This window comes from Algoriphagus winogradskyi (assembly GCF_900182815.1).
Taxonomy (GTDB): Bacteria; Bacteroidota; Bacteroidia; order Cytophagales; family Cyclobacteriaceae; genus Algoriphagus; species Algoriphagus winogradskyi.
On the sequence record NZ_FXUA01000005.1, the window covers coordinates 87,316 to 102,121 of the forward strand.

General features: G+C 41.8%; 7 protein-coding genes. All 7 read right to left on the reverse strand.

The window, feature by feature from the left end; all coding sequences use genetic code 11:
- The 7 genes from QOL76_RS13725 to QOL76_RS13755 are packed head-to-tail and all read right to left on the reverse strand — an operon-like array spanning position 1 to position 14,805.
- Entirely contained in the window at positions 1 to 189 is a 189-nt protein-coding gene (locus QOL76_RS13725) for a hypothetical protein (protein WP_283413543.1), read from the reverse strand.
- On the reverse strand, positions 186 to 1,535 hold the full coding sequence (locus QOL76_RS13730) for an ATP-binding protein (protein ID WP_283413544.1): 1,350 nt from the start codon (positions 1,533 to 1,535) through the stop codon (positions 186 to 188). Before QOL76_RS13730 ends, QOL76_RS13725 begins: the two co-directional genes overlap by 4 nt.
- Positions 1,529 to 3,106 (reverse strand): contractile injection system tape measure protein, encoded by a 1,578-nt coding sequence (locus QOL76_RS13735; protein WP_283413545.1) that lies wholly within the window; start codon positions 3,104 to 3,106, stop codon positions 1,529 to 1,531. The genes QOL76_RS13730 and QOL76_RS13735 overlap by 7 nt, the downstream gene beginning before the upstream one ends.
- On the reverse strand, positions 3,106 to 6,750 hold the full coding sequence (locus QOL76_RS13740; RefSeq protein WP_283413546.1) for an Ig-like domain-containing protein: 3,645 nt from the start codon (positions 6,748 to 6,750) through the stop codon (positions 3,106 to 3,108). The genes QOL76_RS13735 and QOL76_RS13740 overlap by 1 nt, the downstream gene beginning before the upstream one ends.
- Before the next feature lie 11 nt (positions 6,751 to 6,761).
- Entirely contained in the window at positions 6,762 to 10,997 is a 4,236-nt protein-coding gene (locus QOL76_RS13745) for a hypothetical protein (RefSeq protein WP_283413547.1), read from the reverse strand.
- Positions 10,998 to 11,008: 11 nt separating this feature from the next.
- Positions 11,009 to 14,395: a baseplate J/gp47 family protein gene (locus QOL76_RS13750; RefSeq protein ID WP_283413548.1), complete on the reverse strand. Its 3,387-nt coding sequence runs from the start codon at positions 14,393 to 14,395 to the stop codon at positions 11,009 to 11,011.
- Positions 14,392 to 14,805, reverse strand: coding sequence for a GPW/gp25 family protein (locus tag QOL76_RS13755; protein ID WP_283413549.1), 414 nt, complete (start codon positions 14,803 to 14,805; stop codon positions 14,392 to 14,394). The genes QOL76_RS13750 and QOL76_RS13755 overlap by 4 nt, the downstream gene beginning before the upstream one ends.
- Between the last annotated feature and the right edge of the window lies 1 nt (position 14,806).

The window sequence follows — 14,806 nt, forward strand, 5'->3', positions numbered from 1 at the left end:
TTATTTTTTTACTTCAGCTTTCATCGGAGATGCAGCTGCCAACGGTGTCATCGGCTCTTGTTCTTCTTCCACAGGAGTCATTTTCACTTCTGGTTTTTGATCTTTCTCCTTTTCCTTCTCGGCTACTACGACCACCACATCTTCTTTATCTTTATCTTGATCCTGCTTTTTTCTGACTTTCTTCCTCATATTGTCCTTCCCATTTTATGATATTCTCTTCTAACTCCTTCTTTGATATCGCCAAGCTTTACTTGGGCACTTTGCTGATCTAATGCCATCAAAAGACTATGCTGAATCACCTGAATTATAGATCCTCCTGAAAGCTCATAGGTTCTTGCCAATTCCTGCAAATCAATGCGATCTTCCAGTTCTACATTGGACGGAAATCCTTTTTTCCAGAGTTTTTTTCGTTCATCAGGCTGAGGCATAGGAAAAAAAACAGAGGCTTGAAATCTTCTCATAAAGGCTTCATCCAAGTTGTTTTTAAGATTCGTAGCCAAAATCACCAAGCCATCGTAATCCTCAATCCGCTGAAGTAAATAAGAAACCTCTTGGTTTGCATACCGGTCATGTGCGTCGGAGACAGAAGTCCTTTTTCCAAAAAGAGCATCAGCCTCATCGAAAAATAAGATCCATCCCTTTCGCTCCGCCCGATCAAAAATCTTCGCAAGATTTTTTTCAGTTTCTCCGATATACTTTGATACCATTCGCGAGAGATCGATTCGGTAGACATCCAATCCTAGTTTTTGTCCAAGTAGCGTTGTAGTCAGCGTTTTTCCTGTGCCAGGAGGTCCATAGAAAAGCGCCTTGAAGCCGGGCTTTAGTTTCTTATGCATGCCCCATTCTTGAAGCAATTTATCCTTGTGCTTAAGCCAGATTTCAATCTCCCGAAGCTCCTCTTCAGTATGTGGATTGAGTACGAGGTCATCCCAGCTCATTTCTGTTTCCAATAATTGCGCAGGAAAATCTGCACTGAAATCAGGCTTACGAACAGTACCACTGGTTATTTCTTGAAGTGTATCTCGGGAGATAGTCAGGGTTCCATTCAGGTAGGGATCATCAGGATCCGTATCACTGAGCTTTAAGTGACCTTCTTTGAAAAGTGTGGTTTCTTGACTGAGCAAGCCGAGGTATTTGAATCGCTTTGCGAGGTCGCTTCCAGCTAGGATAAAAAGAACAGTCTCGCCTGTGGGGATAAAACCGTTGTGGTTTTTGCCTTTTCTACCGCCGAATTCCGTGAAAATCTGCTGGGTCAACTGATTTTTTCCCATAAACATATCCAGCATCTGAGGCTTGATATGAGGGACAGCTGCCAAAATCAACAAGAATCTTTCCTCTGCAGATAGATTTAGTCGCTGAATAAGCCTGGCATAAGAGCCAGACTCCTTTTCAAAAGTTGGAGCGGGAATTTCTAAGACGTCCCGAATACTCGAACCAGAATTGGCATTCATTGCCGAGCGGGCTTTCAGAAGTGTCTGAAGCCAGTCTAGCTCTGCCTGAACTACCTCCGCATTATTTGGGTTCGATTTTACCATTCTACAGCTATTAATTCATCCATCCAGGGCAACTTGATCATCCCGATAGTCCAAGGCAGGCGATCCAACAATAGATCGAAAGGCATTCGTTGGATCTGAAGTTGATAACCCTTACTAACTCTTCTAAGTGATCCTTCCCGTTGGAAAAATCCCTCAGAAACCATTTTTCCGGAGCGGCTTTTTAAAGCTGTCCATTGCTCCGCCATGCTATTAAGAAGAGATGTGATTTCTTCTTTTTCAGACAAAGTGATTTTTGGAAGTAAGCCGAGCGCTGCTGCAGGCGGAATTCCACAAAGAAGCTTGTTAAGAATCAAATCTGTCTCGTCATATTCTTGATCTGTTCCGAGCGTTTCCTGCAGAATCACTACTGCCCTCAATTGAGCTTGATCAGAAATAAATCTACCTGATTTCACCAAGCCTAAATTTTCAAAAAATCGAGGAAGAAAAGCTGCTGTCAAGACCAGACCGGCGTTGTTGATAACTATCAATTCGTCTAGGTCTGCTGCATTTGATTGCGCCAGATTATTCTCAAGAAATTCTAGCTTTTCAAGCTCAGTGTTGGCTGTGGATAACTCCTTCTTAGGTAATGATTCACTACTTAAGTTTTCCACAACGGTTTTCCAAAATGGACTAACCGAGGGTAGAAATTTTTCGACTTTTGAAAGATCAATATTCTTATTCCTAACCAAATTGAGAGATTCAGAGGCTGTTTTTCCGTCCTCTGAGGTAGATTTATTGCTACTGAATTGGACAATAAACCTGCTCATGAAATTCAGAAATTGCGCTGTTTCTATAGCTTTCTTTTTTTCCTGCGTTTTCAATGATGCAAATCCAGATTGGATAAATGAAGTGAGCCCAGTCTTTCTTCCAAAGAGAGAAAACAAGACAACGGCACTTAACCAAAATCGAATTTCAGCTTTCCTTAGGATTGATTCAGTAAGCAATAGTTCGAGGAAGTTTAAAATGAGTTTGAACTCCAGTTTGGTAGGTCCTGAGCCACTTTGAATTAGACTTTCCAGGTCATTGTCAGTAAGAAGAACAGACAGTCTTTTTGCCGTAGCCAAGGAAATAGGATTTTCCTTCAACCAGGATTTGAGTAAGGAATGATTTTCATTCAGTACTTGATTGAAAAGCGATTGAATGGATTTTTTTTCTTTGGATGAAGTCCACCAAGGAAGTCTCCCGTGAATAAGGTAAAAAGTGATTTTTTCCCAGTCCGAATGACTTTTAGATAATCCAGGTTTTTCTTTCTTGAAATTAGAAGTGGAGGTAGGATCAGCTAAAATTCCTTTTTCTAAGTAGATTTTCCTGAGCTGATCTTCTAGCACATCTCTCAGCCTATCCCGCATCATTTTTTCGGGCAGATCAGCAGGGAATCTTCCTAAGTCAAGTTCTAATTTTTCTATCCTGAGCGACCAACTCTTGGGGCTATATTCATCAAATACCTGCTCCATCAATGGAATTAAGACATTTTTATAGCGTTCCTGAAGCAAGTTTTGCCCAGATAAAGCAATTTCCTTATTCTGAAAGTTTGCTTCTATAAGTTGCCGATGGATCAAATGTGAAGCCATTATTTACCCAGGATTTTGCCAATTAACACACTCTTATTGTCAGCAGAGCTGGTGGATATTGATTTTTCCTTGAGAATATTAATCAATGTGTCTTTCTTCAGAAGAGAGAGGTCCTTTTCAGTCAAGGCGGAGTCAGTGATTGCAGCTCTGTAAGTTTCATCTAGGACGGTTTTATCAGAAGTTTCCAAATAGGACACTTTATTTGAGTCCAAGATTACCTTGATTTCATCGGCAGTTAATAGCTCGGAGGACACTCTACCCACAATCACCCGTCGAGCACCGCAATTACTATTTTGGTATTCCTCAATTCTTGTCGCATACAGTTTTGGACTTATACTAGCTGAGTCTATGCCTACACTTTCCAAAATCATTTTTTGAATTTCCGAAGAACTTGCAGTCGTTTCGCGAAGTTCTGTGGAGGTGAAGCCAGCAGCTGATCTTAGGCTTTCCAGCAGATTAGTGATCACTTCAGGAAGGTTTCCTGATGGACGAGTCAATTGTCTGTCTTTTGCTACGGCTCGAATGAAATCTTCTTGCCATGTGGAGATAATTGCGATGGAATAACATTCTCTGGCTGGTTTAGGACTTGGAACCAACGTTACGTTCGCTTCACTTTGGCTGCAGATTTCCACCTCTTGGTTTTCAAATCCTTCAAATTCAAATAGTAATGTTTGGCCAGGCGATTGGAATTGGACTTCGTATATTCCCTCACCATTAGTAAATGTGTTTAGATCTTCCCCAACCACCGTCACCCGTACTTTGGAAAGAACATTTCCATCCACTCCTGTCACAGTCCCTTTCACTCCTAGCGAAGTACATTCTGGAGTTACTATTGCTCCACAATTTTTCCCCTGATGATCCAAGATTGCTTGTTCTTGTTGTTGATAAGTCATCTGATCAGTTAGGAGGCCTAGGCAACTCAGTAGCTGCCTCCTTGATTGCTCATCTTCCAATACGTTGAACCTAATTTCGTCAATTGAGAAGCCTTTTGTATCTGTGAGACTTTTCAGAAGCAAGTCAACAGCACGAGAATCCGACTCGTTTGCTGCTTCAATTTTTCTTTCCTCCAGTGTCTGTCTTACTCGTTCAATTCCCCAGCAATTAAGCACTTCAATAGAATAACAACCTAGTGCGCCTTTGACTAAAATGCTGACTTTTCCCTGATCGGATTGATTTGTATTGGTATCCCGTAGGACATATTGGAAACTATCGACCCCGGTAAATCCTGGAGCCGAAGTGTATCTGAAACTATTTGAATTTGGGTCTTTTTCTACTTTTCCATTCTGAGCGGAGGATGATCCAGACGCTAAAACAACATAGCTTCTGCCCGAAACTAAGGCGTCGTTTAAGGTGATCTCCAGCTTGATTGGTTGTTCTGTATAGGCTACTGCATAATCTGGCCTGGCGAATGGAGGTAAAGAGAACCCTTGCTCTCCGCAGGCATCCAAGCATGGTGAGCACTCACAACAGTAATAAGGCAAGCTGAAATCTCCGATAATGCGCTCTTGCTTTGCATCATGGAGCAAAAAGAAAGTGCCTGCTTTCAATACACCAGCCTCATGGGTAAGCCCATTGTGTTTTTTGAGGTAGGTAGAAAATTGATTTGCTTTGACAAGCTGCTGAATCCGATTTTCATAGCTGGTATATATTCGCTGCAGCTTGGTGAAGAAAAACAAATCTAAAACCCTATAAAGAACTGGCGAAAGCCTCATCAATATGCCATTATAGAAATCCAATTCTTTGGTGTTTTCTGGATTTGCTTTTACCTGATTCAAAAGGCCTGATTCCAACAAAGCGAAATCAATTAAGTATTGAAGTAGTTTTTTATAGGTGTTTTGAAAGGTTGTCCAAACCAAATCTTTGAGACATTCTGGCAAAGCATTAACCATCCCAACAAGTAAATCCAAAACCTCCGAAGCTTTTATATAGAACTTGTTGGAGGTGAAATCCTCCTCTTCAGAGTCCTTGGCATATTCCGTCACGTAGTCAAAAATCTGTTTCAATTCCATGATCATCCCAAGCATAAAATACCGCTGGAAAGCATACTCTTCCTGAAGGTCTTTCCATCCACAATCTTCTATTAATTCTGCTTTACCAACTTCTCCTAAATGAAGGGTTTCCACATGTATTGGGAGATTGAATTGTAAAATGAGCTGATTCAAATAATTGAGTGTGCTATCTAATGGTTTTCCTAGGTGCCCTTCAATCCGCAGAAAAGGATAAGATTCTATGTCAAAGAATAGGGGAGTTTCAATAGGGTTTTTGGCCTCGATAGCCTCATCATCTGGCTGGTTATCATAAGATTGAACAGGTATTCGTGCTGGATTCACCAACTGAATATTCCCTGGATCTACCCAGCTGTTTTCCAGAGAAAACCAGGTTGATATAGCTCCTTTGGACTTGATGTCGTAATAATATGGAAGCGCACGATTTCCCAACAGCCCCAATTTTTCTTTGGAAGGAGTGATCTTGATTGGGAATTTTTCAGTGTCAGCTTTTTTAAATATATCTGTTTCAAGCTTTTCAAGCATTAAAATCACCCTTCTATGTCGCTGAATACAGGTTTCTGCAAGCAATTTCTGCTGATTGAATATGGGCGGCTGTACGAACCCATGACGATATTTTAGGAATTGGGCATGTGTTTCTGAGCTGGTTTTTGCCCGACCGAGCATGAGATGCAGCGGGAAAAGTGAGCTATCAGTCACACAATTGTACCAAAGCTCAACTGCGGAATCACGGAATTCTCTGTATGCTTTCAGAAGTTCCTTGGCGAAATCCCAGAGGTATTGAATGCCCTGAATTTCTGCTGGATTACCTTCTATTAAAGAAGAAATGGTAGAGATCTTGTTTTGTAAAGTAGCATTATCCAGCGGGTTGGAAAAGTTATAACCCTTACTTAGGATAGGTTCAAAAATGGTATATGAAAGTGAAATCGCTTCGAAAAATTCCTTGCTTAATGCTTGGGATATAGAGTTTTGATAGTGTTTTACAAAGGCTTCATATTCATTTGATTCAGGATTTTCCGGGTAAAAGAGCGGGGTATGGGGAAAAAATTCTGGAAGGTCTAGGGCATTTGAAAATGGTGCACGAACGTTGGAAGATTTAGTCAAAATTTTATCCAAATCCGCTCCGCTTACAACAAGCCTTCTCAGCGTAAGTAATCGATCCTGACCACGATCATCGCAAGCATTCCCGAGGCAGGATTTCAGGTCTTTGTCAAAGATTTCCAGAAAAACGAGAACATATTTGTCATTTAGAAAATTGGCGGGATTAGTCAGTTTTTTTACGCCGGAGTTGTCAGTAGGGACTTCTGTCAGTAATTCGAAAAGTGAAACCTCATGATCCACGTCCTTGAAAGGCTTGTAAACTACGCCCTCTGGTAAAGAATAAGGGCGATAATGTGTGGCATTGAAAGTGCCTCCTTGGATCAAAAAGCCTTCGGATGTAATTCCTAACCCCTTTGTAATCTGCAGACCTTGCGGATAGGGCTGAACCTGCATTCCGCAGACTACACCAATTCCGATGAGCTTTGATCGGGTGAGCCTGCCTTGCTGATCCAGGTAGGCGGAGAGCTGGTTGAGCTGAGTACTGGTCAGTACCTGGCTACCTTCAAAAATCGGATAAGTTGAAATGATCTGGCTCATAATCGTTGTGGTTAAAATTCTCCCAGTGATGAGGAGTTGAGAATGATGGAGTTTTCCAAATTGTCATCCTCGTCACAGTCGTGAAGAGTGCCTACAGGATAGACGTTTCGGATTTGCGCCAAGGCATCAATTAGCCCTGCGAGTGTCTCAGCAAGCTTTTTGGGCTCCTGAGTAGATTTTAGCGTTTCGAGTAGCCAAAGTTTCCAGGCCAATTCCAACGCTTTCATATGGCTAGGACTAATCCAACAAATGGTCAAAAACACATGCGCTGGAGTCTCCCTTTTTATCTTTTTCTCCAGAAATCTCCTGAAGTCTGTAGTTGTAAAGCGACCTGCCCAATAAGGTAAAATCACATGCGCCATGCAGGTATAAGGATCATCGAGTGTGCAGACACATTCATCTTCTGAGTGCGGATCTAGGAGTTTATCTTCCAGGATTTCATTGACAAATCCGCCAAGTCCATCAGGCAGCTTATATTTACCTTTTACTTTTGGTCTGAGTAAAATATGCTCGATCAGATGTGTCCCTTCATGTGAGAAAAATTCCCGAACGAAAAATTGCTGTACTTTTTGAATTGCTTTCGTTTCCGCTCCGCCTAGTATTCTAAAAGAGTCTCCAATCACAGTTTTTACCTCAAACTGTCTGCTGAGAATCACGAAACCTCCGGGCTGCTCTTCGGCATTTTCAGGATTTTCCACCAAGTCAGGCCTTGGCTTTTTCTTAGTTACCAATATGGTATCCCCATCTTCTTCCCGGATTTGATGGATGGTGTAGTAAATCAGATGCTCGGTTTCACCCTGCATAAATTGAACTTCAAAATCCTCGAAATCTTCAAAGAGTGCTGCTTGTAGCCCTGCTATTTTAATTTCATGTGCTTCTACATCTAACCCAATAATCTCAAAAGCACGCTCGAAATGAATCTGATCAGACTTTTGCGGCGTTGGATCGGCTTTGAGCTGAATAAATGGACCAATGGCTGTTGATTCAGTGATGTCCAATTCTATTGGTTCGAATCCAGCCTGAACTAGCCAAGCATCTCCCCAATCCTCATTCAAAATGGATGTGGCTAAAGGAGCATTGAAGTTAGATTCCACACTTTTAGCAAGCATACCCCCACGGATTGGATCAGTAACTGAGAATTTATAAGGTGAAGAATAGGGAGCAGGATCAGTTACATAGGCTGCTTCCATCACTCCAGCAGTACAAATCTGCCAAATCAACTCTTCCAGTCTTTCTTCAGCCAATTCTTGAAGCTCGGGGTCAGATGTCGCATCAGGAACTTCTACTTCCAAAGTTCCTTGAATCAATTTTGTCCCAGCCCCGAAAGGAGCGTCAAAAAGTTCGAATTCTAACGTGTATTTAGGAGGAGACGAACCCAAGCTTACCGTAATCTCAGCCTGCCAAAATGCGTCCAATGCAAGACTCAAATTTTTACGGTTTGCGAGGGGATTATTTAAGAATTCTTCTCGAAAAATCTCCCATACTTCTGTAAGAGCAAGATCTGCATCACCTCCTTCGGTATCGTCTCCAAAATCAACTTTTAAGCTTGATCCTACAGTTTTTCCATCCCAATGCAATTCAAATGAGAAGCCTGAATCTTCTGTGCTAATCTGGTAATTTTCTTTGTTTGCTCCGATCAAAAGTGTTATTTCCAATGCCAAAGCAGCTTCTTCTTTACTAGGGAAAACTGCTTCTAATTCGAATAGAACTACATCTGAAGAATCCTTCACCTGAACTTTCCAGTTGTCAGAAGCTTCCACGAATTCAAATGCAGGAGAGAATCGGAGCCAGGAAGCAGATTTTTCTCTAATTCCCATCAATCCTTGGATCCGATTTTCCAGTCCAGACAAGTTTTCCCGATGCCAAAAATGATCTCCGATTTTGTAGTCAAATCCTTTTCCTCGGTAAGAGGAGATTTTCGGATAGTTATTGAGAAAAGCCATTTTGTCCTCAATCAATCTAGCTTGGCCTTGGGCAGGATTCAGTCTTAAAGCGAGCAAGCCGTAATCTGTAAATTGCTCGGCAAAACGTGCTAACAGATGATCTAGGAAGCGGTTCCTTCTGATTTGAAAGTCTTCGACTGACTCTGTAATTTCTTTGACAGTAGGCTCAAGAGCCACTAAATCCTTCCAAAGTTCTGCTCCATCAGGAGTTAGCTTTTCTAAGCTCTGGGAAAAATAAGTCGCATCAATGATTGGGTTTCCAAATTCATCAGTGCTATTATCTATGGAAAATAGGTGTCTAGTATTGGCAAGTTGACTCAAGTAATTCACCAGCATCTGCTCAAAAACCATCAAATAGGCCTTCAATTGCTGCACCTGAGGCAGATTCGGCCTCCCTTGGGATTTTGGAAGCATACCGGCTTCTGTGATACCGTAAACCAACGGAAAGTCATTTTGGATGGAATCGTAATTTCCCGGATCTCTGAAATTTCCCGTTGGCAAATCGAAATCCATTTTAGGATAATAGATCTTTTGCTTGCGTTCCCCAGCTTTATATTCTTGCAGCAAATCCTCGACCTTCTCCCGATTTGCCCGGAAAGGCAATTCTTCCTTGTAGTAAGTGATTTTAGACAGCTCGGTATTTAGTCTTGGGACGTAATACTCATCCACTGCTAATTCAAGACACCATCTTACACTTTTAGATGGAATAGATCCGCTGGCATTATCCTGTGGTTTGTTCGCTATTTGGATACTTTTAACTGCCTTCACACCTGGAATGTCCATAATTATATGGATCAGATCCGTTACATGAATGCTGGATCTTCGGTCGGCTTTAGCTAGTTCTCCTTCATCTATAAAGCCATGTTTTAGGAGTGGTCCTTCGAAAAGTTTTTCTGTTGGGATGCATTGAGATTCCTCCCAATTTCCTAGAAATACTTGATCGTCATCCATCAAAACCGGTGAGGGGAAATTTGGACTAAGTAGGATTTCGCAGAGTTTACTGTTTTTTGGATCTGTTCTCACCTCAAGCGCCTCATAGATACCTACGTTTCCACCTGAGCCGATTATACTTAAGCTGGACTTTGGTTTTGGATAGTCAGAGGTTGGTATTTCGATCCAGATTTTTGCTGGATTTTGCTGGATCTTGGCTATCGGCAATGCTTCATTTTTGCAGCGATTGAGTATCTCTTCCAAATTGAAAAAGTTGACCTGAGGAGAAAGAAATGCGCTTATTGTTTGAAAAATCAGTGCTTCAGTTTCATTAATAGGAGCGTTTGGAGACAGTTCTATGTCTGCGCAAACCAAGATTTCCTCCACTCTCAATGCATGAAAATCCACAAAATCCTCACATAGGTTTCTATGCGCATTCAAACTCGCTTTTGCCTTCCCGAGAATTTGTCTGATTTTGGCTACTTTTTTCAGGTAAAATGCCAAGATACCCTCAGGACTAGAGTAGGTGAACGTATTTACCTGATTGCTCAAAGTTCCAAGTCCCTCAAGAGGATCAAGGCCCTCAGCCACTAATTTGTTACCTTTTAATTCAATGAGATTGCTTGGGCTGAGGTCGAATTCAAGCGTAATCCCATCCGGTACATTTTGGAATTGAATGGAGATTGCACGTACATTTTTGCGGATGCTAACCGAATCTGCCCAATCGACATTGGTATCATCCCATCTTGGGAATTCAATCTGAATATCGATGACCACACCTTCCAAATCTGGGTGTTCCTCGACTTCGATTTCCATGCTAATTTTATTCTCGTTGAGGTCTCCAAGATTCTCGCAAGAGTCAAACTCCAACAATACATCGTACAAAATCCCAAGTTGAAGAGCTTCTTCGGTTGTTGGAAAAGGGTTGTACGCTAAGGTTTTTTCTTTTCTGTCAGGATAAATAGCAATTTCATTGCTTTCGCGAATAATTACCCAGGCATTTTTGATTCCAGCACGAGGGCATTCTAAATCCTCTTCATCGACGATTTCCACATCCATCAAAAATTTCCGATAATCATTTATCGTGACAGGTGTAGAGGGAAGGATCTCGGAAGCTGAGAAAAATTGGTTTTTCAAGCTTCCAGATTCATCCGCTAGGAGATCCTGTATGGGAAAATTGCTTCGGTATCCCAAATCTGTAATTGCATAACAAAGTACTTCCAGAATGGTGATGCCAGGGTCATGACTATTGTAGTCAGTCCATATTTTTCCTCCCACGCGTTGGATATAGCTGATTGCTTCAGTGCGCAGCAGCTCATAATCCATGCTTTTGATGGTAGGTTTCGCTTTCGATATGGTTATTGACTGTTCCATTTTTTCAAGTATCAAAATGCCTCATCCAAGTCCTCGTCTTCTACAGATGCGATGCTCGCAGCTGGTTTTATTTCATTGTCCTCACAGAGGCAATCCTCAGTTTCCAACACTTCAATAAGATGATCTCCATAGGAATTCAATGTGCCGATTGACCCAAGGACCGAAACTCCGCGACTGCCTTTGGCAGCCTCTACTCTGGTTCTTGAAAGGAGTTCTCCAGAAACTGGATTTTTGACTAGATGGTAAAGTTCAAAGCAGGTCAAGTAGTCCACATATTCCAGTTTTTCCACAAAGTGAAGTACCACTGAGCTGTGTAAGGATTCGGTGAAAGTCCAATCGAAATCCGTTTCAAATGCCCAAGGAGAAAGGAAAGCCTTGAGATCATCTTCCAGTTTTCTGGCAAAAAAGTTCTTGTCCGCCCAGGAGTGAAATTTCACTTTTGTTCTGACCTGAATCTCCTCAAATACTGGATTTACCACATGTAGGAAAACTCCCGGAGGATATATTCTAGTGATAAAATTTCGGATTGTAGACAGCTGGGCTACACTTGCTTTTGGACGAAGCGGGTCGATGGCATTTTTGTTTTGCACATTTGAGATAATTACCAAAGTCACATTTCGAGGAGCCAAGGCACGGTATTTTGTGAGATCTCCATCGTAGCTAGTATGGTTAAGGCATTTCACCTGATACACTTCAGGGAATTCCTCCAAAACTAAATGCTCGTAATCCCAAGATGTGATCGCACGTTGCTTATGGCGAATCCGCTCAGCAATTCGCTGGTAAAAATCATTGGAGGATTCAGCAGTTTTGCCCCCGAACGATGAAAAAGGCTGCTGGATTTTACTAATCGCACTTTCACCAATTTTAAGTTTGCTGATAGTTTCTGCTGGAATTGCTTTCCCCACTCGCAAAGGATCGTTCTCGTAGGATTCAAACTTTGTCTTGACGGCTTGTGCTAGAACGGCAATAAAATCAGGGATAGCATCCGAATCAGAATTGACTGAAGCTTTCAGCCAAGTAAGCTGATCTGTCAGAATCGTATGCGTATTATCTGCCTCTCGGGGCATAGCAAAGGATACCAATCCACTTTGAATCAGTCCATTTGTTTCATCAATTAGGACGGAATATTTATCAAATTCTTTCCATTGATTTCCTGCCAAATAGCTCCAATTGACTTGAGGAACAGGTTTCTCAGGATTGGCAGAGCCATCCAGAATCTGAATTAAGAGCTGAATATTTTGTGATTTTTGATGAGAAGAAAGTCCAATTAGCAATTCTCCTTCATCAGAATAGTTAGGCAGCAATGGTGAACTCTCATTCTGTCCTGAAACTTTTGCCTCTCCAAATGCTCCAAGGTGAAAAAAACCATCCCATTTACTTTGCTTCAAATTCAGTTCTTCCTCAGAAGTGTAATCTAGACTAACCGTTTGAAGTTCTGGAGTATATGGCTCTTTAGGAAGCGCTATATCAGTAATTGTTGGTGAAGCTTGTGAAAGTGCAGCCTTGGCAAAAAGTAGAGGGTATTCCTTGTGTCCAAAATCTGGGCTGTTCAGTTTTAATCGAAGAAAACCACGGTTGGAAGCTGGGGACCATTGGGTAAGGTGCTCTAAATCGGGATCTTTTGTGATTGAATTCCAAGCTGCACCGCTGAGATTTATTGTTTTGTCAGTGCTTAGTGGAAGACTATTATTTCCTTGAAATAGTGATTTTGATGCGTTGATGGGTTTCCAGGTTTTCTGATCCAAGAAATCCACAGCTGCTGTAAAGCTCTGGTTATTTCGAGTTTCATAACCTGCATATTGGTCTGCAAATCCCGTGGTAGCTTCCGGTAGTCCATGCCATTTGAATTTCAACTCAACCGTTTTCGGGGATTTACCAAAAACCTCCTTACTTCCGATATAAAAATTCGATCCTTTGACTGGTCTGAATCCAAAGGGCTGAATGTTTTTGCCAATCGGTAAAATGGTCTGGTCGTTCTGCAGGATCAGGTTTTCTACGCCAGCTACATCGATTTTGATAGTGGCTGATTTTACCTCACAATCTTTCAGAATCTCATAGCCATAGCTTTGGATGGTATTCGCCAAATTCACTTTCATAATTGGTAAATTGGTTTGAATTCGTTGCAGCAGGACTTCTTCGTCATAATTTACCACTGCTGGATCCTCCGGCAGCAGCATACAATTCAAAATGAGATCGATTCCGTAAGGACCAGAAATGAGCTTGTGTTTGGTGTTCCGAAAGGAGTAGCGGAGGTCATTGAGTTTGTCTGAGCCAACTCCGCGGACTGCTTCTACTTGATTCAAAGTCGAAAATCTCTTGGTAGAAAATGAATCTCTTCGACTTAGAATATTTTTAGCAGTGATCTCTCCTATGTCATAGCCCTTGAACGGACGGTGCTGGCCAAATTCAGGATCATCTATTACTGGCCCGAATTGAGGTTCCAGCCCAGCGATGTCTTGCCAAGAAGTAGCATTATTTAGAAATGCCAACACTTCTGCATCCACATTATCTGCAGCGTTTTCCCAACCTATAGTTGCGCGAATCCACTCTTCTTCTCCGCTAAACCAGATTTCGAAAGTTTTATCCAACGCGAGCGTTCGCAATCTTTCTAATAACCCCTCGGTTGGTTCAAATCGAATTCTTAAGGAAACTTTGCGGGTTCCTTCTCCCATCAGCAGAATGGGAGAAGCAAATGCAAAGCCTATGGTGGCTAGCTCTCGATCCTGATTTGGGAATTGTGTAGAGGGTTTTCCAAAGGTCTTCCATTGTTTCTCATCAGACAGAATTTCTGCACCCGATCCATCTGCGGAATTGGCAATTGAGGATTTGTAAAGCCTTCCATTTTCATCTTTAAAAAGACTCATCAATGAACTGACCTCTGCCTTGTTGATAACGTTTGGATCTGTTGTTTGGAAAAGAATTTCTTTCCCTAAGTCATCTTTTCCAGCTTTGAAGGCCGTGTCTTTGGCAAGAAAATGTTCTTGAATATGCTTTGCAAGCTTAATAATCAAATAAACCTGATCAGACTCTGCCGGCTTTTCTCTCAACCGAAGTACGTCACGATAATAAAAATCTAAATGCCTCTGGGTGATAGTATTTATATCCTGCTGCGCAAAATTGAAAAGCTTTAAGAAGGCGAGGAAAAGAGCAAAATGAGGGTTGGTTAATTGGTTTTCCTGTATTTTCTGATCGAAAAATCCTGACCAATCTCCTACAGTCCAAGGATCTTCATTTTTGATGAATTTTAATTCTCCTGCAATTTTTACTGCAAATGCCTGCAAATCTTCCATTTTCCGCTCATCCACACGGACATAGTCAGGCAAAAGACCTTCTATAAGTCTTTGCGCGCGGCTAGTTCCGTTGCCGGGAAGGGTCAGATCGTTGCAGTCTTTACTCATAATTCAATGTCTGTTGCTTCGGTGAATAGATAAGGATACACCAAGTTTCTTCGGTTGTTTGTGGCAATGATGGTATAGGTGACCAAGACCTCGATTCTTCCTTCATTATAATCTGGCCTTAGGTCTATGTCTTCAGTTTTCACTCTTGGCTCATGGAACAGAATCGCCTTTTTGATGCGATTAGCAATCATATTTGCAGTGGTCACATTCAATGCTTCGAATAGTAAATCCTCCATGTTTGCACCGTAATCAGGGCGCATCACACGCTCTCCCAGTGTAGTATTTAGAAGAATGATCAGGCTTTGCTGGATATCCACCTCATCTTCTGCCATCTGCACTTGCTGGCTTTCAGAGCTGAAAGTCACTGGAAATGCCCAGCCTCTACCTAGAAATGATTTGTTATTTTCCATG